Source organism: Escherichia sp. MOD1-EC6098 (assembly GCF_002965865.1).
In the GTDB taxonomy this organism is placed as follows: domain Bacteria; phylum Pseudomonadota; class Gammaproteobacteria; order Enterobacterales; family Enterobacteriaceae; genus Escherichia; species Escherichia marmotae.
On record NZ_PTSN01000017.1, the window covers coordinates 30,520 to 48,776 of the forward strand.

The window sequence follows — 18,257 nt, forward strand, 5'->3', positions numbered from 1 at the left end:
AAATCAGGCCTGGGATAGCGTCCAGGCAAAACCAGGAAAATTTCTTAGTTTTGCCGGATATGAAGTAAAAAGGTGAGATGCATCACGCTTCGCGTGGTGCCTGAGCATTCAAAAAGGGCAGTAACAGCAGCGCCGAAATCCCGGCGGCGATAGCGATAACCACAAAAAAACCGCTCCAGTGCCAGGTATCGAGCACTTTCGCCAGCGGCCAACCGGCGAGCGATGCCCCAAGATAAGCAAACAAGCCGACAAACCCCGTCGCTGCCCCTGCCGCCTCTTTGTGAGAACACTCTGCCGCTGCCATGCCGATTAACATCTGCGGGCCAAAAACAAAAAAGCCAATGGTGAAAAAGCAGGTCGCCTGCATCACGTAACTGGCAAACGGCATCAGCCACAGCGAGCCGACAGAAAGCAAAATCCCCGCGGCGAATATCAAATTCATCGGCCCACGGTTACCGTTAAACAGTTTGTCCGATCCCCAGCCTGCAACCAGCGCACCGATAAATCCGCCCAGTTCAAACATGGTTACCGCGGTATTCGCCGTCACCAAATCGACGCCCAGCGTCTCGGACATGTACAAGTTGCCCCAGTCGTTAATCGCTGCACGAACCACGTAAACCAGCACGTAGCAGAACGAAAGCAGCCAGATGTATGGATTCAGCAACACATATTTGGTGAGGATCTCTTTACGTGTCAACCCCGCCCCTTCCTGTTGCTGGGCTACCTCCAGTGCGTCATGCCTCCATTCTCCGACCGCCGGTAAACCTAACGCCTGCGGGCGGTCGCGTAGCCGCCAGCAGAGAAAAACCCCCACTATAATGGCTAAACTTCCGGCAATCATCATCCCGATACGCCAGCTATAATGCAGCGCAACTGCCGCCATCACGATGGGGATCAACGCACCGCCAACGTTATGTGCCGTATTCCACAGCGCCCACCAACCGCCACGCTCGGTACGTGAATACCAGGCAGTTAACAGACGCGCACAAACCGGCGACCCCCAGCCCTGGAAAAAGGCGTTCAACACCCAGAGCACGGCAAACGCCCATAGCGAAGTGGAAAATCCAAACAGAATGTTGATGATGCCAGTCGCGATAAGCCCAATCCCCATAAAATAACGCGCATTTGAGCGGTCGCTGACAATGCCGGAGACAAACTTCGACAAACCGTAGGTGATATAAAACAGGGTTGCTAACAGGCCAATATCGCTACGACTTAGCACGCCGGTAGCAAGGATTTCCGGCATAGCGGCGTTAAAACTTTTACGCGTGAAATAAAACAGCGCATAACCTAACCAGATGGTCAACAAAATATGCCGACGCCAGTAGCGGTAGCAGGCATCAATTTCACGTTTATCACTCATCAGCGGCGCGTCGGCAGGCGCTTTCAGAAACTGCAACATCATCAAGCCTTAGACATAACGTTGGGGGAGAGAGACACTGACGCGTGTGCCGTGCAGACAGGAGATAGTTAAGGTGCCGCCCAGCGCCGTCACGCGCTCACGCATTCCGGTGAGGCCAAAACCGTGTTGCCCTGAGTCTGGCGGCAAACCGCTACCATCGTCTTCAATCACCAGCATTAACCGCTCATCCTGCTGCCAGCCTTGCAGCGTGACCGCACTGGCATCGGCATGTTTCACAATGTTGTTCAGCCCTTCCTGGCAGACACGAAACAGCGTTACTCGCTGGTTTTCACTTAACGCCGATTCATCTATCCGCCATTCGAGATGACTGATAATACCGCGCCCCTCCAGTTCCATTTCTCGCATCAGTGAACGGATGGCCTGCTCAAGAGTGAGGTCATCCAACTGACGTGGGCGTAACCGCCCTAACAAGCGGCGCACCGCGTCGTAAACGCCCAGCGACAGTTGTTCGATTAGCTGCCCACTCTGCTTCACACTGGCGTTATCCGCTGCCAATCGCTGAACAATGCCCGCCTGGGTGCGAATAGCGGTGATGGTCTGGCCGATATCATCGTGCAGTTCACGCGCTACGTCGCGGCGCACGCTCTCTTCGGTTTCCAGCAAACGTTCGGCAAGATGCTGATTGCGCGCCAGTTCCTTTTGCAGCGACTGGTTAAGCTCGCGCAGTCGCTGAATACCTGCACCAAGCAACAAGCCTGTAAGGCTTTGCACCAGCAGCGAGAGCAATAAATCCACCGGATGATCATGCCATGTCTGGCTGGCAATCAACGCAATGGCGTTCATCAGCGTCGCAATCAGCGCTCCTTGCCAGCCATAGTGCCAGGCCAGGGCAATAATCGGCAGCGCCAGGCAGAATGGCGTAAAGCGCGACAGTTCGTTCGGCAGCCCCAGTTGCAGCCAGAGACTGATAACAAACAGCAGCAAGTACCAGACCAGATGGCGTCCACGCCAGTTTATCGGCTGAGAAACCAGCGACGGCCCCAGCGGTAGCCAGGTGTTATTCGCCAGGTAATGCCAGAACACGAGACAAACAGGAGCCAGCGTCAGACCGCCAGTTAAGGTCAATAACAGCGCGTTCCACGACTCGTTTCCATACCTGTGCCAAAGCCAGGGCAGTGACTGTAACAACGCTGCCGCCGTCAACGCTGCTCCTTGTAACAGCAACGTGCGCCAGTCACGCTGATGGCGATAGCGAGAAATCAACGCCACGGGCAGTAACGTCAGTAAACTACCGATCATCAATAACGGAAAATGCGTTAACCCAACCGCCTGCATCAACCAGTAAATCAGCAACCATTCCGCGCCCAGCAATACGGGCCAGTATCCGCGCGGGCATTGCAACATCAGTCCCAGCCGCAAGCCAAACGGGAACAGCAGCACAGCCAGCTCCGGGCGTTCAACCAAATGCAGGCTGATACTCCACAGGCAAAACCACGCGGCAGAGAAAATAAAAAAGCAGGCAATAACGGTAATTAAGCGGGAAAAAAACGTCTTCATCACCAGCCATCAAACATACGGCGAGCCAGTTCAACGTCGTTACTGACGCCCAGTTTTTCCATCAGATTAGCGCGATGTACGTGCACTGTTTTAGGTGACAACCCCAGTTCAGCGGCGATCTCTTTTACTGCCATCCCTTGCGCCAGCTTTTCCGCCACCTGACGTTCGCGTTTGGTCAGTGGGTCCTGGCGGCCGGATGCCAGCTTAATGGCGATGTCCGGCGTCAGATAACAGCCGCCCGTGGCAACTGTATGCACGGCGGCGATCAGTTCGTCCGGGCTACAACGTTTGGAGAGAAAACCGCGCGCGCCCGCATTAAGCGCCTGTTCAACCAGCGCCGGACTGTCATGAACGGAGAGCATAATTGTCGCCATCCCTTTTGGTAGCAGACTTAGCAACTCCAGCCCCGAAATATCCGGCATTGAGATGTCGCAAATACACACCTGCACACCGCGCCCAGGCAATCCGGCCAGCGCCTCGCGCCCCGAGCCAAACTCAGCAACTACCTGCAAATCAGGTTCCAGCCCCAGCAACTGCGCAAAGCCGGAGCGGACGATAAGGTGATCGTCTATAAGGGCAACGGTGATCATGGTCTTGTCCTGGCGGGTAAAAAAACGCGCTTACCTTAACGATAAGCGCGCCGCTGTTCAAGCCTTGAGCGGTTACTGAAAGAACACTGCAATCTTGTTAAACATGGTCGGGTCAGACTGATTACGCTGCACTTTGACCACATCTTCCAGTTTGTCGATTTGGCTTATCATCTGCTCCAGCCGCTGGTCATCATTAACCAGTAGCCAAATATGGCTTTTGTCGCTGTCCTGAATCGGCAGGCAGAGAATACCCTCGACGTTAAAGGCGCGGCGGGCAAAAAGCCCACAAACGTGGGTCATTACGCCCGGATGGTTGCGAACGGTGAGTTCCAGAATCACGTTGTCATGAGTTGTGTTTTGCATGGTTTATTCCCCCACCATTTCAGTATTCGCCGCACCTAGCGGCACCATCGGGTAAACTTTTTCTTCGGCATCAATGCGCACGTGGATCAGCGCCGGGCCAGGGCGATTAATAATTTCCTGCAACGCAGCCTGCGGATCGGCTTCGTTATTCAAATCACAGGTTTCGAGACCGAATCCGGTGGCTATTTGCATAAAGTTGATTTTGCCCGGATAGGTGGCGGCAAAAACGCCCTGCTTGTAGAACAGGCTTTGCTGCTGATGCACCAACCCTAACGCTTCGTTGTTCATCAGAATGATTTTGACATCCAGTTGGTTTTCGCTGGCAGTGGCCATCTCCTGAATATTCATCATCAGACTGCCGTCACCGGAGAAACATAAAACTTTGCGATCCGGGTTTGCCAGCGCCGCGCCAATCGCCGCTGGCAGGCCAAAGCCCATGGTTCCCAGCCCACCGGAGGTCAGCCACTGACGAGGACGATTGAGCGGATACGCTTGTGCGGTCCACATCTGGTGCTGACCAACATCGGTCGTGATAATCGCGTTGTCATCCACACAGGCGGCAACGGCGTTGATCAGGCCGTAATGCGTTAACGGATCGCATGCTTTCGGGATAGGGCACGGGAATTCGCGTTGTAAATCAGCCACCTGTTGGTGCCACTCTGTACGCGGTTGGACTTCCACCTGTGGGATTAATTGCGACAACACATCATCAACATCCGCCTGAATCGCCACGTGCGCTTGCTTAACTTTGCCCAGCTCTGCGCGGTCGATATCAACATGAATGATTTTCGCGTTCGGGCAGAACTCCTCGGTTTTGCCTATCGCCCGATCATCAAAACGTGCACCGAGAACAATCAGCAGATCCGCCTCCTGCAAGATAAAGTTGGTGCTGCGTACACCGTGCATTCCCAGCATACCCAGCGACAGCGGATGCGCTTTTGGCAACATGCCCAGCGCCATTAAGGTCATGGTGGTGGGCAGTTGCGCTTTCTCTGCCAGTTCACGCACCCGCGCAGGCGCGTTGATCACACCGCCTCCCAGATAAAGCACCGGGCGTTTGGCTGCGTTAATCATCGCTGCCGCGTCACGAATGCTCTCTTCACTAAAGGCAGGCGCGGCGGCTTTTTCTACCGGAGCAGGTTGTTCTTCAATCTCAAAAACCGCTGTTTGCACATCCTTAGGAATGTCTATCCACACCGGGCCAGGGCGGCCTGATTGCGCAATGCGAAAGGCATCACTCATGACCTGCGGAAGTTCTTCGATATGTCTGACCAGATAGTTATGTTTGGTGATGGGGATAGAGATGCCGTAGGTATCGACTTCCTGGAAGGCGTCGGTGCCAATCATTGAGGCCGGAACCTGACCGGTGATGCAAATCAGCGGAATGGAGTCCAGCCTCGCATCGGCAATGGCAGTCACCAGATTAGTCGCTCCCGGCCCACTGCAGGCCATGCAAACCGCTGGTTTTCCGTCGGTGCGCGCCATCCCCTGGGCGATAAATCCCGCTCCTTGTTCGTGACGGGCCAGAATATGGCGGATTTGTGTACTTTGGCTTAAGGCGTCATAGACAGGGAGAATTGAGCCACCAGGGATCCCCGTCACAACCTTAATGCCCTGTTGTTCCAGGAAATAAACGATAAATTCTGCGCCAGTAAAGCGCTTACGTGTCGATGTTGTGCCCGAACTTGCCATGCTCCAGTCCTTTTCTTCTGGGCCGACTTTCCGGGGGTGCTTAAACGAAAAACCCCGCCCGGTTTGCGCCGGCGGGGTTTTGGAATCGTGTGTTGTTCCAGTCCCTACGGCGCATTGCCGACGACCACCACCACACGCACGACGACCACTGCGGCGGATGGCGCAGTTGGTAGTAGTTTTGCGTTGAGCATGGAAGTAGTCATTGGGGACCTTGTTTGTTTTGTGTTTAACAATATTTATACAAGCACAGGTTTACAGGAGAGACAATGGAAAATTTTTCATCAGGGAAAAAATGAGGGACTGATCACGTTTTGTACTGAAGCGTAAGAAGTAAAAGACTACCTCCTGAGGAGGTGATCTTTTACATTCTGCTGGCAGATTCGTGTCGATGCGATGCTGACGCATCGTATCTACAGAATTTATTTAAACTACAATCCATTCCGGAAACATTTATTGCCGCTGTTGTTTATATATTCTGCCGCTTCGTTATTCATCATTCCATATATATATCTGGCTAACATTTATCAATGTGATAGATTCCTCTCCCGCATTTATTGGAATGCGTAGCAACTTATTCTAAATATTCTTATATAAGCATCTGTGATAATGAAAACGCATAGAAACATCAATTTATTATTGATGTTGGTATTACTCGTGGCTGTCGGTCAGATGGCACAAACTATTTATATTCCAGCTATTGCCGATATGGCGCGCGATCTCAACGTCCGTGAAGGGGCGGTGCAGAGCGTAATGGGCGCGTATCTGCTGACCTACGGTGTCTCACAACTGTTTTATGGCCCAATTTCCGACCGTGTGGGTCGCCGCCCGGTGATCCTCGTCGGAATGTCCATTTTTATGTTAGCAACGCTGGTGGCGGTCACCACCTCCAGCCTGACGGTATTAATTACTGCCAGCGCAATGCAGGGAATGGGAACCGGTGTCGGTGGTGTGATGGCGCGTACATTACCGCGTGATCTGTATGAACGGACACAGCTACGTCACGCTAATAGCATGTTAAATATGGGTATTCTCGTCAGCCCTTTGCTTGCGCCATTAATTGGCGGTCTGCTGAATACCATGTGGAACTGGCGGACCTGTTACCTGTTTTTGCTGGTGCTCTGTGCCGGTGTGACGTTCAGTATGGCGCGCTGGATGCCGGAAACGCGCCCTGTCGATGCGCCACGCACGCGCCTACTGACCAGTTATAAAACTCTTTTCGGTAACGGCGGTTTTAACTGCTATTTACTGATGCTTATTGGCGGTCTGGCAGGAATTGCCGCTTTCGAAGCCTGTTCTGGTGTGTTGATGGGCGCAGTATTAGGGCTGAGCAGTATGACGGTCAGTATTTTATTTATTCTGCCAATCCCGGCGGCATTTTTCGGCGCATGGTTTGCCGGACGCCCGAATAAACGGTTCTCTTCGTTAATGTGGCAGTCAGTTATCTGTTGCCTGCTGGCAGGACTGATGATGTGGATCCCTGGCTGGTTTGGCGTGATGAATGTCTGGACACTACTCGTTCCCGCCGCGCTGTTCTTTTTTGGTGCCGGAATGCTATTTCCGCTGGCCACCAGCGGCGCGATGGAGCCGTTTCCATTCCTGGCAGGTACTGCTGGCGCACTGGTTGGCGGCCTGCAAAACATTGGTTCCGGCGTACTGGCGTCGCTCTCTGCGATGCTGCCGCAAACCGGCCAGGGAAGTCTGGGGCTGTTGATGACCTTAATGGGGTTATTGATTGTGCTTTGCTGGCTGCCGCTGGCAACGCGGATATCACACCAGGGGCAGGCCGTTTAAGCTCGCATCACCGCAGCATCGTCATCAACTCCATGGGAGAACGATGCTGCTTTATCAAGTCGCGCATCACCCGCATGTACGGTGCCGAGTGGGAATAAAAAGCTTGATAGCCAGCACAAAGCACGTCGTCCGGCTGATCATCCCATGCTTGTGGGCAAAGACGATGCCAGTCACATCCCTGACAGCCTCGCCGGGGTTGCAGTTTTTCGCTCCTGCACCATTTTTGCAGGGTGGCGTCGAAAAGCTCAATTGATATACGACTGATATCTGCCCGCACCCAACACTCGAACAGGGCAATTAAAAATTGCCCCCACAGCTCCTCTGTCATCGAAGCTGCCGTCAGCTCGCCCCGGTCATCAAATTCAATGTGGGGAATAAGTTGCACGGAGCGGATGCCTCGCTGTTTGAAATTTTGATAAAAATCGGCAGGTTGCAGAGCGTCTTTATACTCTATAACCAATTTGTGCCTGTCCTCTTCAGCATTTCTAACCTGACTTCCTGTCATGTGATTCTCTCAATTAATACGATAATTTGATGTATATGCGTTACAGCAAACAGTATTGCAAGAGATAACACCGCGAGGGAGATCATAAATTTGTCACGGATTACGTAAAATTGGGAAAAATCGCTATTAGTGACATCCATTAAATTGCGATTGCGGGTATAGCGCCAGAGGATCAATGCCACAAAGGAAAGGATGCCAATAGAAATCCAGAACAATGTGCCTGACTGATGCCAGTTGTGTTTGATTGCCAACGCCATCAACGCACCGTAACCCAGCATGGTGCGAAACCATGCCAGCGATGTGCGTTCCGGCTGAAGACCCGGGTCGGCAATCCGTCTGGCTTTGCGGCTATCCGGCATACAGTACCAGTCCCATAACGATCACCGCCACAATCATCAATATTAAGCTAATGATTAATAAGCTGTTGGTGTAGGGTAAATCTTCTTTCAGACGCATCGCCTTTTCGTTACGTAGCCAGCGCAGGTAACCATACATCGCTAACCCGCCGGAAAACAGACACAACAACAATGCCAGCAGTTCGCGAATGACCGGCGTGGCGAAATCCGGTGCAAGCTGATCCAGTCCAACACCTGCCGCCAGAAAACCCAGCGCAGTTCGGATCCACGCCAGAAAGGTACGCTCATTAGCCAGAGAAAAACGGTAATCGGGCGCTTCTCCGAGTCGGGAAATTTTCACTGTGGCTCCTTAGTCGTTTCGCAATAGCGATGTCTTATTCGTCTATTTTTAGGAATGTCGTCCGGCGCTTTCCTGATATGCTTGCCATCCGCTACAAGGAGGTCAGATGGGTATCATAGCGCAAAATAAAATCAGTTCACTGGGTATGCTGTTCGGTGCTATCGCTTTAATAATGGGCATTATCCACTTTTCATTCGGCCCTTTTTCCACGCCGCCGCCAACGCTGGAAAGCGTTATTGCAGAAAAAACGGCGGAAATTAAAAGAGGTCTTCTCGCCGGAATAAAAGGCGAAAAAATCACCACAACGCAGAAAAAAGAGGACGTTGATGTCGATAAAATCCTCGATCACGGCGGTATCGCCCTGGCCATTGCCGCGCTACTCTGCGCGTTTGTTGCTGGTATGCGTAAAGAAAATCGCTGGAGCATTCGCGGTGCACTGTTTTTTGGTAGCGGGACGCTGGCTTTCCATACCTTGCTTTTTGGTATCGGCATCATCTGTGGAATTGTGCTGATATTCCTGATCTTTTCTTTCCTGACCGGTGGTTCACTGGTTTAAGTAACTCAGTAATGTTCAGAAACTCCTGTGAATACCGGGTGGAGTACCATTTATGGCGACTCCACCCGGAAAAGGGTTAACCGATGCCCCAGAAAAGCACCGCAAGTAACTGTGGTGTGATGATGCGCAAAAACATGACTAATGGATACACCGTGGCGTAAGAGAGAGCCGCTGCACCACTGGTTGGATGAAGATTATTGGCAAACGCCAGCGCCGGTGGATCGGTCATTGAACCCGCCAACATCCCACACATAGTGAGATAATTCATTTTGGCTAACATCCGCGCCAGAATGCCGGCTGTGATCAGCGGAATCGCGGTAATCAATGCACCATAGCCTATCCAACTTAGCCCTTCGCCATTAACCAATGTATGGATAAAATCGCCGCCGGATTTCAGACCAACAACTGAAAGGAACAGTACGATACCCAGTTCGCGCAGTGCCAGGTTGGCACTTGGCGGCATAAACCAGTACAGCTTACCGATACTGCCGATACGTCCAAGGATCAGCGCCATAATCAGCGGACCACCCGCCAGCCCCAGCTTCAACGCCGCCGGGAATCCTGGCACGAACACCGGAATGGAGCCTAACAACACGCCAAGACCGATACCAATAAACACGGGTAACATCTGAACCTGTTGCAGTTTTTGCTGCGCATTACCTAATACATTGGCAACGGCATCAATAGCCGACGGGCGTCCAACCAGGTTGAGGATATCGCCAAATTGCAGGCTAATATCGCCACTGGCGACCAGTTCAACCCCGGCACGATTCAGTCGCGAAATGACGACATCATAGCGCTCCTTAAAATGCAGGTCGCGAATACGCTTGCCGAGCACATTTTCATTGGTGACCACCACGCGTTCGACACGCAAATCGGTGCCTTTCGTCGACAGCGAAGTATCCACTTCCTGACCAATCACCAGTTGTGCATTATGTAAATCCGCAGGCTGCCCCACCAGATGCAGTAAATCTCCCAACTGAATAATGGTCTCTGGCGAAGGTACTTTTAGGGTTTCTTCTCGTTTCAATCGCGAGCAGATAACTTTATCGCCATTGAGAATCGGCACATCTTTAATGGCTAAATTATGCAAATTAGGATTCTCAACACGGATATTAATCGTCCTGATTAGCGCACCGCCGTTGGTTCGTGTCGACTCGTGCTGCAGGGCTTCCGCCTCAACATTGACGCGAAAAATAACCCGCAGTATCCACATGGTGAACAAAATCCCGCAAATGCCGAATGGATACGCCATCGCATAGCTCATCCCCATCTGATCAACCATCTCCATCGGTGTGCCGAGGTCGCGTAAGATCTGCTGACCTGCGCCCAGCGCTGGCGTATTGGTGACCGCGCCGGAGAAAATCCCCAGCACCACGGGAAGTGGGATATCGAACAATTTATGCAGGATGGCGGTGACCAGGCCACCGATGATGACAACCAAAACGGCAAACAAATTAAGGCGTAATCCGGAGACACGCAACGAGGCAAAGAATCCCGGCCCCACTTGAATGCCGATAGTGTAAACGAACAGGATCAGACCAAATTCCTGGATAACATGCAGCATGTCGCTACTTAATGTCATCCCAGCCTGTGAAACAAAATGGCCGACGATGATCCCACCGAACAGTACGCCGCCAATGCCCAATCCAACGCCGCGAAACTTGACGTTGCCGATAAACAAACCGACGACCGCCACCAAAGCCAGAATACTGACTGTTAATGCTATATCACTCATCGTCCATTTCTCTTGAGATAACATTTTAATTGCTATGGATTATGGCTGAATCGGTGAAGCAGATTTGCCTTATGGCGCACATTATCACGGGAAAGAGAGTGCAGGAACATCTTAAATTGGCGAAAATTAACACATTGTTGAAGATGGTAAATAAAAAAAGCCCCACCAGGCTGGCGGGGCAAAAAGAATAGCTAATTAGCTATTTAACGCGGGACGTTCGCTGATAGCGATACGCTGCGCTGCGATGGGTTCAGGCTCATTACGAATTAAATCAATATGCAGCAAACCATTTACGAAGGTTGCACCAGAGACTTCCATATTTTCTGCCAGCGTAAAACTTAGGCTAAAAGGCTGATTCATAAGACCTTGATGCAGCCATTTTTTCTCTTCTTTGGGCTGCTCCGGCGTGCCTTTTACGCTCAGGCGAGTACCTTCCAGTTGAATATCTAAATCTTCCTGACGGAAGCCCGCCAGCGCAAGAGTAATGCGGTAGTGGTTATCGTCGCTTTTCTCAATGTTGTACGGCGGGAAGCTCTGGCTTTCACCGGCGTTTTGCAGTGCGTTGGCCAGTTTGTCAAAACCGATCCATTGACGCATCAGTGGGGATAAATCGAAGTTACGCATAGTCATTTCTCCTTCTAAGAAGCGAGTAAGTACCTGCAAATCCGAGGATTCGCATATGCTCCCTGACGGCGAGCATGAAGTTGCCAGGCCGCGCCAGGCGGCCTTAGAGAATTAGTTGATTTCGATACGGCGCGGTTTTTTCGCTTCCGGAATCACGCGTTCGAGATCGATATACAGCAGACCGTTCACCAGGTTAGCGCCACGAACATGAATGTTTTCTGCTAACTGGAATTTGCGTTCGAAGTTGCGTTCAGCGATGCCCTGGTACAGATAGGTGCGCTCTTTTTGTTCGTCGGCGTGAGCACCTTTCACCACCAGCAGATTGTCCTGGGCGGTAATTTCCAGTTCACTCTCAGCAAAACCAGCTACAGCGATAGCAATGCGATAATGGTTTTCGTCTACCAGTTCAACGTTATACGGAGGGTAGCCACCATTACTCTGGCTCTGGTTGTTTTCTAAGTGGTTAAACAAACGGTCAAATCCAATTGCAGAACGATAAAGCGGGGATAAATCAAAGTTACGCATAATCAATAGCTCCTGAAATCAGCGAGAATGTAAGACCTTCCACAATGGACAGGTCGGATAGCCAGAACACCCATCAGGCGCGTTCTCATCGGCTACGGTATAAAAATGGGTCTGGATATGCACTTTTCAAGTCTTTCCAACGGACTTTTTTTTGCAGTTTATGGTCTATTGCATAGACTGAGGGGCAGCACGAAACGTTAAAGTGCGATAGCCGCCACAGTGCGACATGATGATGATGTTATTTTCAGCAAGGGATCGCTATAACACATCATGCCAACACCAACGATCAACTGATGAATTTATTATGATAAGAAATGTGTTGTTAGCACTCTTAATGTGCAGCGGGATGGCGTTAATGACAGGATGTTCCAGCGTGATGTCCCATACAGGGGGCAAAGAGGGAACATACCCTGGCACCCGTGCCAGCGCCACCATGATTGGTGACAATGAAACCAACTGGGGCACTAAGTCACTGGTGATTCTTGATATGCCGTTTACCGCTGTTATGGACACGCTTTTACTGCCGTGGGATGCATTCCGCAAAGACAGTTCAGTGCGCTCACGCGTGGAAAAAAGTGAAGCCGACGCGCAGGCCATCAATGCCGTCATTCCACCAGCCCGAATGCCAACGAACTGAATTAGTGGCCAGTTTCGGTGACCCACAACTGGCCAGCTTCCATCCACGCCAGCCATTGACCATCTGGCGAGAAGACCACGGCGTCTGCCGAAGGTTGGTTGGCGTGATTTTCGGTTAAATACTCAACTTCACCGCTTTGCGCATGTGCACAGGCAATACGATTATCCAGCACAAAACCCAGCCATTCTCCTGACGGATGCCAGTTAAACGCTGACTGAATATCCGTTTTGTTATCGGTTAACTGGCGCGGTTCGCCGCCCTGTGGGGAGATAAGCCACAATTGCACAATACCGTTATCGTCACGCATTAAAAACGCGATTTGCGTCCCCTGTGGGTTACAACGCACCCAATGGCGTGGAACGTTGACTAACCCTGGGTAAGTACGATGGTGAGTAAAGGTTAAACGTCGCTGCACGACACCACGCGGCGGCGCTGGCAGGGTTGATTCCGTGCCGCTTAACGGCTCCTCACCAGCCGCTTTCCAGCCGTTTTCATTTTGTGGCAGCTCTACAATAAACAGCTCCGGTACTTTCTCGCCGTTCAGCGAAAGTGTGTCGCCAATAAACGCCAGCGCGTGGTTTCCGACCCATCCCTCTTCATAAGCGCGATTGATTTCATCACTGCCCGGCTGCGGCGTGGGCGTGGTTTTACTTACCAGCACGCACCAGTGGCTGCCGCTGTATTCGCGCGGATGCTGTTTGTGTACGTTAACCGGGCCAAACGGTGCCGCAACCCCGACGTTTCGCAAATCCAGCGCCGGGCAGCATTCATGTAGTACATGGTCGTTATAGGTAAAACTCACCATTTCACCGTTCGGGCTAAAGACATGTACATGACTGCCGCCACGTAGCGCCCCAGGAGTGTACGGAACGGTAATATCCATGGCATCGAGATTGCTCATCTTTCCGCCTTCAACAATCACGCCGCGGCGGTGATGGAAATCGTAATGCCATGTTTCATCAGGATTTTCTGGGCCGTGGATGAAGACATATTTCTCCAGCTTCGGATGAACGGTCACCACGCCAACGTGTGCACCCTGTGACGCCCGGTAAATAACTTCAACCTCGCCGGTATGAATATTCACACGCTCAATTGTCTCACCGGTAAACGACGCGCCAGAAGGCCGCACGTCAAATACCAGCCACTGGCTATCGGGTGTCCAGGTGTTGGTATTGGTGAGCAGGTGGTTTCGTGAAGCGTTGGTGAGTTGTTTCATGGCGTGATCCTGATACAAAACGGTTTCCGTCATCATACTTCACAAGGACTTCACTTTCAGACAATAGTCTTTTGCCATCGTGATGAATGTGAGTAAAAAGATGGAACATTTTGACGTAGCGATTATCGGCCTCGGCCCGGCGGGTTCCGCACTGGCGCGGCAGTTAGCAGGAAAAATGCAGGTGATTGCACTGGATAAAAAGCACCAGTGCGGTACAGAAGGTTTCAGCAAACCTTGCGGTGGTCTGCTGGCACCGGACGCGCAGCGTTCTTTTATTCGCGACGGGCTAACGCTCCCTGTCGATGTGATCGCCAACCCACAGATTTTCAGCGTCAAAACCGTCGACGTCACAGCATCGCTCACGCGTAACTACCAGCGAAGCTATATCAATATTAATCGTCATGCCTTCGACTTGTGGATGAAATCGCTGATCCCTACCAGCGTTGAGGTTTACCACGACAGCCTGTGCCGGAAAATCTGGCGTGAGGATGATAAATGGCATGTTATTTTTCGCGCCGATGGCTGGGAGCAACACATTACTGCCCGCTATCTGGTCGGTGCTGATGGTGCAAACTCGATGGTGCGGCGACATCTCTACCCGGATCATCAGATTCGTAAATATGTCGCTATCCAGCAGTGGTTCACAGAGAAACATCCGACGCCGTTCTACTCCTGTATCTTTGATAATGCGATAACTGACTGTTACTCATGGAGTATCAGCAAAGACGGTTATTTTATTTTTGGCGGTGCCTATCCGATGAAAGACGGCCAGGCGCGTTTTGCGGCGCTGAAAGAGAAAATGAACGCCTTTCAGTTCCAGTTTGGCAAAGCGGTGAAAAGTGAAAAATGCACCGTGTTGTTTCCCTCACGCTGGCAGGATTTTGTCTGCGGTAAGGACAATGCTTTTCTTATTGGCGAAGCAGCGGGATTTATCAGTGCCAGCTCGCTGGAGGGGATTAGCTATGCGCTGGATAGCGCGGAAATACTGCGTTCGGTGCTACTGAAGCAGCCGGAGAAAATCAATGCCGCTTACTGGCACGCCACCCGCAAACTGCGTTTAAAACTCTACGGCAAGATCCTGAAAAGCCGATGCCTGACCGCACCGGCCTTAAGAAAGTGGATTATGCGCAGTGGCATTGCACATATTCCACAGTTGAGAGATTAACATCGCCTACCAGCAGGATGTAAGAGAGCGCGCCAATCAACGCGACGGCGGAGATATAAACCAGTGCAGGTGCAAAACCGTAACCCTGCGCCAGGTAACCCACCACCAGCGGAACGGTGATACCCCCCAAACCACCGGCGAAGTTAAACACCCCGCCGGTTAAACCAATCAGGCGCATCGGTGCCAAAGAAGAGACCAGCGACCAGGTAATCGAAGCAAAACCGTTACCGAAGAATGCCAGCGCCATCAGACACATAATCATCATCGGGTCATTTGTAACTTCGCGTTTTTTTCTGGACTGATTGACGCGCAATTCTGGATGGTTCAGGTGCGCCCAAAAAGTCCAGAATTGACCGCTAATTACTACTGGTCGCCATCGCTCGGATTGAGCGTAAATCATCCAGGTTGCTCAACCTCTCTTTCATCTCCCGCTGACGTTGATAAATCTCGTCGTTGCGATCGACCTGCGCCTGCGCCATTGCTGCTGCCAGTTCTTCCAGTTCCGGCATCGACAGTTTCACCTGTTGATTATCGGCGTCACCCCACGCCATAACGTCCCGCGCCGTGTCAGATTTCGCAGCCATTACCACAGGATAAAGACGGGCCATTGAGTCGGGGCCAGCATTCCAGGTACGACCGTTCCATTCGAACGTGAACGGCAGTGCTTCCTGTTTTGTTCGCCACGCCTCGATTTCCCGCTTTTTGGCATCTTTTGCCGCTGCGATAAGTTCAGGTGTGACTGTAAACGGGGCGATTTCACCCCATTTGCCGCTCTGTAACTCTTCCCAGATGCGCTGGCCTGTCGGCGCAGTATCATCCTGCATGGCGGTATACGGGACGAATTCCGTTTCACCTTCAAATAACACCTCGCAGTCAACCGCGCCATTTTCAAGATAATGCGCGTTTCTGATGCCTTTTACTGCTCTGATTTTCATGTTTTATTTCCTCGTTACTCGATGCGCACAAACAGGCAAATACGGGCTTCATTACCGTAAGAATCTCTTGCACCGGATAACGCCATATAACGCCCAGGAAATGTGTACCCGGTAGCCCCAACCTGTGGCGTTGAGCCGTACGACCCTATCCCCGTAGGTGCTGCGCACTTAATATTTACGGCCCCCAGACGCGAACCCGTCACCACATCACCAAGACCAATTTTGATTTCTTTATCCCCGGAAGTTGTTCCGCGATAAACGGCAAGCACCGGAACGCCAATACCCGGGTACTGAAAATAAGTTCCCGCCCCTGCCGTGGACGACAGATACTCGCTTAACATCTTTGGCGTCAGAGACAGATTTCTGACTGATGTCAGCCCCCATGTCACCACCCCGTCAACATATGCAGAGCTGTACTGTGCGTAAAAAACAGCCTGTTCAGAATTTGATTGATATCTGCTGTAAAAAAACAATCCCTTGTTGGTTTCTGCCGGATTACTGCTACTGCCCCCGGTCGGAAAAAGCACCACGTCAACAATCCCCATAAAAGAATCGCTGTCCGGAAATAAATTTGAATTGTACGAATAAACCAAATAACGCCCGTCAGTGGCGCTCGTTACCCACTCCAGGAATTTTTCATCGGAATTAAAATCAAGACGTTCGGACTGGCTGAACGCATAACCAAAACCAAAGGCACCAGGCAGTGCCAGCCTGCCCGGCGTGCGGTCGCGGATATCGCTCTGGGGTTCCATTGTCGCAGCCGCTTTCAGCTCAAGCTCCGTGCGCATGGCTTCTGTTGTGTCCAGTGCCAGTAATGCGCGGGCTTTTTCTGACAACTCTGCCAGTAAAATCCGGCCCCCTGCACTGAAATAAGGCAGCGTGTTTTCTTCCGGTGTTATCTGGCTGACAGCCGTTAACACGTCATTAAGCGGCTGTTTACCTGCCAGTGCATTAGTGACCGTTGTCGCAAAGTTCGGGTCATTACCCAGCGCCGCTGCCAGCTCGTTCAGCGTGTCGAGGGCTTCCGGTGACGAGCCAACCAGCGCAGCGAGCAGTTTGCGGACAAAAGCAGCATTCGCTGTTTCCAGACCGGCAGCATCATCCGGTGGTGTTGGTGTGGTTGGCGTACCTGTGAACGCCGGGCTGTCCAGTGGCGCTTTTGTTTTCGTCTCGTCCATGACGGTTTTGACGGCTTTTGCCGTGGCTGCCAGCTCTTCGCTGGCGTTGTCAGTGTCACTACAGAGCTGTACCAGGCCTTTTTCTGTCGTGGTGGCATTGGTTCCCTTCAGGTCATCAACTATCCGTTGCGCCTCGTCCCTGTGCTGTTTCGCTTCCTGCGCATTGCCTGCGCTCGCATCCTGGCTGACCTTCGCCTGCCGGGCATATTCGGCAGCGTTATTTTCATGGCCCAGCGCAACATTTGCCGCATTTTCTGCACTGGTCGCAGCCGAAGACGCAGCTTCCTTATACTGGCTGGCGCGTTCGGCTGCATCAACCGATTCATCCCGCGCCACCCCTGATGTCTGTGCACTGTTTTCTGCCTCATTCGCAAAACGTTCCGCATCATCACGGGCTGTTGTGGTGGCTTCTGCGTCCTGTGCGGTTTGCTGTGCGATTTCTGCTGCACTATCCGCGTGGCTTTTTGCATCCTGCTCGCTCAGGGCGGCGTTATCTGCATTGTTTTTTGATTCCTCTGCGCTGGATGCAGAATCATCTGCTGCCTGTTTAGCCTGCTTTACTGCATCTGTAACACTCTGCACCCCCTCCTGTACCTGCCCGGCGTTCAGCTCAACTTCTGAGGCCAGCTGTTCAACGCGCTGTTTGCTGGCTGCTACAGTTTCTGCATTCTGCTGAACATTATCTGCCAGCGTCTGGCAGTCGCTCTTAATTTGTTGCACATCAGCGACATGTTGCCCGGCCTGTCGTTCGCTTTCCGCTGCCGCTTCCGCGCTCTGCTGCGCCTGCGCCACCATTTCCTCGAAGCGTTTCACCACGTCGGGTTTGAGGTCGCCTTCATCGGGGGCGGTCAGAAAATCATTCAGTGTGCCGGGCTTTGAGTCATCGTATACAGCGATATCACCCACGCAGCACTTGGGGCCGTTCTTTTGCTTGATGTGTACGGTGTATTTGCCTTTTTGCGCTTCAAATGCATACTGTCCCGCCGCATCGGTTTCAATAATCGCGAATGATTCAGTGACCACCTCACTGGTATTAACCAGTGCATCTAAATAAATTTTGCATTCCGCCATCGGAACGCCAGCGCCATTAATAAGCGCGCCTGAGATTAATACAGACATAAAACCT

General features: G+C 52.0%; 19 protein-coding genes, 2 pseudogenes and 1 other annotated feature. Of the genes and pseudogenes, 5 read left to right on the forward strand and 16 right to left on the reverse strand.

Annotation, left to right across the window (positions count from 1 at the left end; all coding sequences use genetic code 11):
* Positions 1-82 precede the first annotated feature (82 nt).
* The 6 genes from uhpC to ivbL form a co-directional block, all read right to left on the reverse strand.
* Positions 83-1,402 carry an MFS transporter family glucose-6-phosphate receptor UhpC gene (gene uhpC, locus C0K55_RS17465; RefSeq protein WP_001517439.1) on the reverse strand — a complete coding sequence of 440 codons (1,320 nt, stop codon included), beginning with the start codon at positions 1,400-1,402 and terminating at the stop codon, positions 83-85.
* A 9-nt stretch (positions 1,403-1,411) separates the two neighbouring features.
* A complete protein-coding gene (uhpB, locus tag C0K55_RS17470) occupies positions 1,412-2,920 on the reverse strand; it encodes a signal transduction histidine-protein kinase/phosphatase UhpB (protein ID WP_001517438.1) in 1,509 nt (502 codons plus the stop codon).
* Positions 2,920-3,510, reverse strand: coding sequence for a transcriptional regulator UhpA (gene uhpA / locus C0K55_RS17475; protein ID WP_000633662.1), 591 nt, complete (start codon positions 3,508-3,510; stop codon positions 2,920-2,922). The genes uhpB and uhpA overlap by 1 nt, the downstream gene beginning before the upstream one ends.
* 72 nt (positions 3,511-3,582) lie before the next feature.
* Positions 3,583-3,873: an acetolactate synthase small subunit gene (gene ilvN / locus C0K55_RS17480; RefSeq protein WP_001181706.1), complete on the reverse strand. Its 291-nt coding sequence runs from the start codon at positions 3,871-3,873 to the stop codon at positions 3,583-3,585.
* Between the two features lie 3 nt (positions 3,874-3,876).
* Complete coding sequence (gene ilvB / locus C0K55_RS17485; protein WP_105266297.1) at positions 3,877-5,565, reverse strand: acetolactate synthase large subunit; 1,689 nt, start codon at positions 5,563-5,565, stop codon at positions 3,877-3,879.
* A gap of 104 nt (positions 5,566-5,669) precedes the next feature.
* Positions 5,670-5,768: an ilvB operon leader peptide IvbL gene (gene ivbL, locus C0K55_RS17490; RefSeq protein WP_001300753.1), complete on the reverse strand. Its 99-nt coding sequence runs from the start codon at positions 5,766-5,768 to the stop codon at positions 5,670-5,672.
* Between the two features lie 403 nt (positions 5,769-6,171).
* Here ivbL and emrD point away from each other — a divergent pair, with 403 nt between their 5' ends.
* On the forward strand, positions 6,172-7,356 hold the full coding sequence (gene emrD / locus C0K55_RS17495; protein WP_105266296.1) for a multidrug efflux MFS transporter EmrD: 1,185 nt from the start codon (positions 6,172-6,174) through the stop codon (positions 7,354-7,356).
* Between the two features lie 7 nt (positions 7,357-7,363).
* Here emrD and C0K55_RS17500 read toward each other — a convergent pair whose 3' ends face one another.
* From C0K55_RS17500 to C0K55_RS17510, 3 genes are read right to left on the reverse strand one after another with little or no spacing between them, the layout of a single operon-like run.
* Positions 7,364-7,861, reverse strand: coding sequence for a radical SAM protein (locus tag C0K55_RS17500; protein ID WP_000148082.1), 498 nt, complete (start codon positions 7,859-7,861; stop codon positions 7,364-7,366).
* Positions 7,858-8,220: a DUF202 domain-containing protein gene (locus C0K55_RS17505; RefSeq protein WP_001113441.1), complete on the reverse strand. Its 363-nt coding sequence runs from the start codon at positions 8,218-8,220 to the stop codon at positions 7,858-7,860. Before C0K55_RS17505 ends, C0K55_RS17500 begins: the two co-directional genes overlap by 4 nt.
* Positions 8,210-8,557, reverse strand: coding sequence for a YidH family protein (locus C0K55_RS17510; protein WP_000703955.1), 348 nt, complete (start codon positions 8,555-8,557; stop codon positions 8,210-8,212). The genes C0K55_RS17505 and C0K55_RS17510 overlap by 11 nt, the downstream gene beginning before the upstream one ends.
* Before the next feature lie 106 nt (positions 8,558-8,663).
* On the opposite strand from C0K55_RS17510, the gene yidI reads away from it, so the two are divergent.
* Positions 8,664-9,113, forward strand: a complete 450-nt coding sequence (yidI, locus tag C0K55_RS17515) for a protein YidI (RefSeq protein WP_000511286.1) — start codon at positions 8,664-8,666, stop codon at positions 9,111-9,113.
* Positions 9,110-9,193: pseudogene (locus C0K55_RS26225) on the forward strand (GntR family transcriptional regulator); the annotation flags it as partial. The gene yidI and the pseudogene C0K55_RS26225, both read left to right, overlap by 4 nt.
* On the opposite strand, the gene C0K55_RS17520 reads toward C0K55_RS26225, so the two are convergent.
* The 3 genes from C0K55_RS17520 to ibpA all read right to left on the reverse strand — a co-directional run bounded on the left by C0K55_RS17520 (position 9,190) and on the right by ibpA (position 12,000).
* Positions 9,190-10,851 (reverse strand): putative transporter, encoded by a 1,662-nt coding sequence (locus C0K55_RS17520; RefSeq protein ID WP_038355402.1) that lies wholly within the window; start codon positions 10,849-10,851, stop codon positions 9,190-9,192. The pseudogene C0K55_RS26225 and the gene C0K55_RS17520 overlap by 4 nt on opposite strands.
* Positions 10,852-11,046: 195 nt before the next feature.
* Positions 11,047-11,475: a small heat shock chaperone IbpB gene (gene ibpB, locus C0K55_RS17525; protein ID WP_001243426.1), complete on the reverse strand. Its 429-nt coding sequence runs from the start codon at positions 11,473-11,475 to the stop codon at positions 11,047-11,049.
* A gap of 111 nt (positions 11,476-11,586) precedes the next feature.
* Positions 11,587-12,000, reverse strand: a complete 414-nt coding sequence (gene ibpA, locus C0K55_RS17530) for a small heat shock chaperone IbpA (protein ID WP_001243437.1) — start codon at positions 11,998-12,000, stop codon at positions 11,587-11,589.
* Positions 11,994-12,066: a sequence feature (ROSE (Repression Of Heat Shock gene Expression) occurs in the 5'-region of heat shock genes and acts as an RNA thermometer to modulate expression.), on the reverse strand. It overlaps the preceding gene by 7 nt.
* Before the next feature lie 238 nt (positions 12,067-12,304).
* Here ibpA and C0K55_RS17535 point away from each other — a divergent pair.
* On the forward strand, positions 12,305-12,637 hold the full coding sequence (locus C0K55_RS17535; protein ID WP_010377863.1) for a YceK/YidQ family lipoprotein: 333 nt from the start codon (positions 12,305-12,307) through the stop codon (positions 12,635-12,637).
* 1 nt (position 12,638) lies between these two features.
* On the opposite strand, the gene C0K55_RS17540 is transcribed toward C0K55_RS17535, so the two are convergent.
* On the reverse strand, positions 12,639-13,853 hold the full coding sequence (locus C0K55_RS17540; protein WP_061090990.1) for a DUF3748 domain-containing protein: 1,215 nt from the start codon (positions 13,851-13,853) through the stop codon (positions 12,639-12,641).
* Between the two features lie 100 nt (positions 13,854-13,953).
* Here C0K55_RS17540 and cbrA point away from each other — a divergent pair, with 100 nt between their 5' ends.
* Positions 13,954-15,018 (forward strand): colicin M resistance lipid reductase CbrA, encoded by a 1,065-nt coding sequence (gene cbrA, locus C0K55_RS17545; protein WP_105266306.1) that lies wholly within the window; start codon positions 13,954-13,956, stop codon positions 15,016-15,018.
* Here the strand turns inward: cbrA and C0K55_RS17550 are convergent.
* From C0K55_RS17550 to C0K55_RS17560, 3 genes and pseudogenes are all read right to left on the reverse strand, one after another.
* Positions 14,975-15,295 (reverse strand): annotated as a pseudogene (locus C0K55_RS17550) (hypothetical protein); the annotation flags it as partial. The gene cbrA and the pseudogene C0K55_RS17550 overlap by 44 nt on opposite strands.
* Positions 15,296-15,374: 79 nt before the next feature.
* The gene (locus C0K55_RS17555; protein ID WP_105266295.1) at positions 15,375-15,953 is read right to left on the reverse strand and encodes a DUF4376 domain-containing protein; all 579 of its coding nucleotides are present in this window, start codon (positions 15,951-15,953) and stop codon (positions 15,375-15,377) included.
* Between the two features lie 14 nt (positions 15,954-15,967).
* A complete protein-coding gene (locus C0K55_RS17560) occupies positions 15,968-18,250 on the reverse strand; it encodes a prophage tail fiber N-terminal domain-containing protein (protein ID WP_105266294.1) in 2,283 nt (760 codons plus the stop codon).
* Positions 18,251-18,257 lie beyond the last annotated feature (7 nt).

What these genes read in the sequence shown, in the direction of transcription:
- C0K55_RS17505 (WP_001113441.1), bottom strand. Translation starts at nt 8,220, where the DNA reads ATGCCGGATAGCCGCAAAGCCAGACGGATTGCCGACCCGGGTCTTCAG.
- ibpB (WP_001243426.1), bottom strand. Translation starts at nt 11,475, where the DNA reads ATGCGTAACTTCGATTTATCCCCACTGATGCGTCAATGGATCGGTTTT.
- ibpA (WP_001243437.1), bottom strand. Translation starts at nt 12,000, where the DNA reads ATGCGTAACTTTGATTTATCCCCGCTTTATCGTTCTGCAATTGGATTT.
- C0K55_RS17520 (WP_038355402.1), bottom strand. Translation starts at nt 10,851, where the DNA reads ATGAGTGATATAGCATTAACAGTCAGTATTCTGGCTTTGGTGGCGGTC.
- uhpB (WP_001517438.1), bottom strand. Translation starts at nt 2,920, where the DNA reads ATGAAGACGTTTTTTTCCCGCTTAATTACCGTTATTGCCTGCTTTTTT.
- yidI (WP_000511286.1), top strand. Translation starts at nt 8,664, where the DNA reads ATGGGTATCATAGCGCAAAATAAAATCAGTTCACTGGGTATGCTGTTC.
- ilvB (WP_105266297.1), bottom strand. Translation starts at nt 5,565, where the DNA reads ATGGCAAGTTCGGGCACAACATCGACACGTAAGCGCTTTACTGGCGCA.
- ilvN (WP_001181706.1), bottom strand. Translation starts at nt 3,873, where the DNA reads ATGCAAAACACAACTCATGACAACGTGATTCTGGAACTCACCGTTCGC.
- uhpC (WP_001517439.1), bottom strand. Translation starts at nt 1,402, where the DNA reads ATGTTGCAGTTTCTGAAAGCGCCTGCCGACGCGCCGCTGATGAGTGAT.
- cbrA (WP_105266306.1), top strand. Translation starts at nt 13,954, where the DNA reads ATGGAACATTTTGACGTAGCGATTATCGGCCTCGGCCCGGCGGGTTCC.
- C0K55_RS17560 (WP_105266294.1), bottom strand. Translation starts at nt 18,250, where the DNA reads ATGTCTGTATTAATCTCAGGCGCGCTTATTAATGGCGCTGGCGTTCCG.
- C0K55_RS17555 (WP_105266295.1), bottom strand. Translation starts at nt 15,953, where the DNA reads ATGAAAATCAGAGCAGTAAAAGGCATCAGAAACGCGCATTATCTTGAA.
- C0K55_RS17500 (WP_000148082.1), bottom strand. Translation starts at nt 7,861, where the DNA reads ATGACAGGAAGTCAGGTTAGAAATGCTGAAGAGGACAGGCACAAATTG.
- uhpA (WP_000633662.1), bottom strand. Translation starts at nt 3,510, where the DNA reads ATGATCACCGTTGCCCTTATAGACGATCACCTTATCGTCCGCTCCGGC.
- emrD (WP_105266296.1), top strand. Translation starts at nt 6,172, where the DNA reads ATGAAAACGCATAGAAACATCAATTTATTATTGATGTTGGTATTACTC.
- C0K55_RS17540 (WP_061090990.1), bottom strand. Translation starts at nt 13,853, where the DNA reads ATGAAACAACTCACCAACGCTTCACGAAACCACCTGCTCACCAATACC.
- ivbL (WP_001300753.1), bottom strand. Translation starts at nt 5,768, where the DNA reads ATGACTACTTCCATGCTCAACGCAAAACTACTACCAACTGCGCCATCC.
- C0K55_RS17535 (WP_010377863.1), top strand. Translation starts at nt 12,305, where the DNA reads ATGATAAGAAATGTGTTGTTAGCACTCTTAATGTGCAGCGGGATGGCG.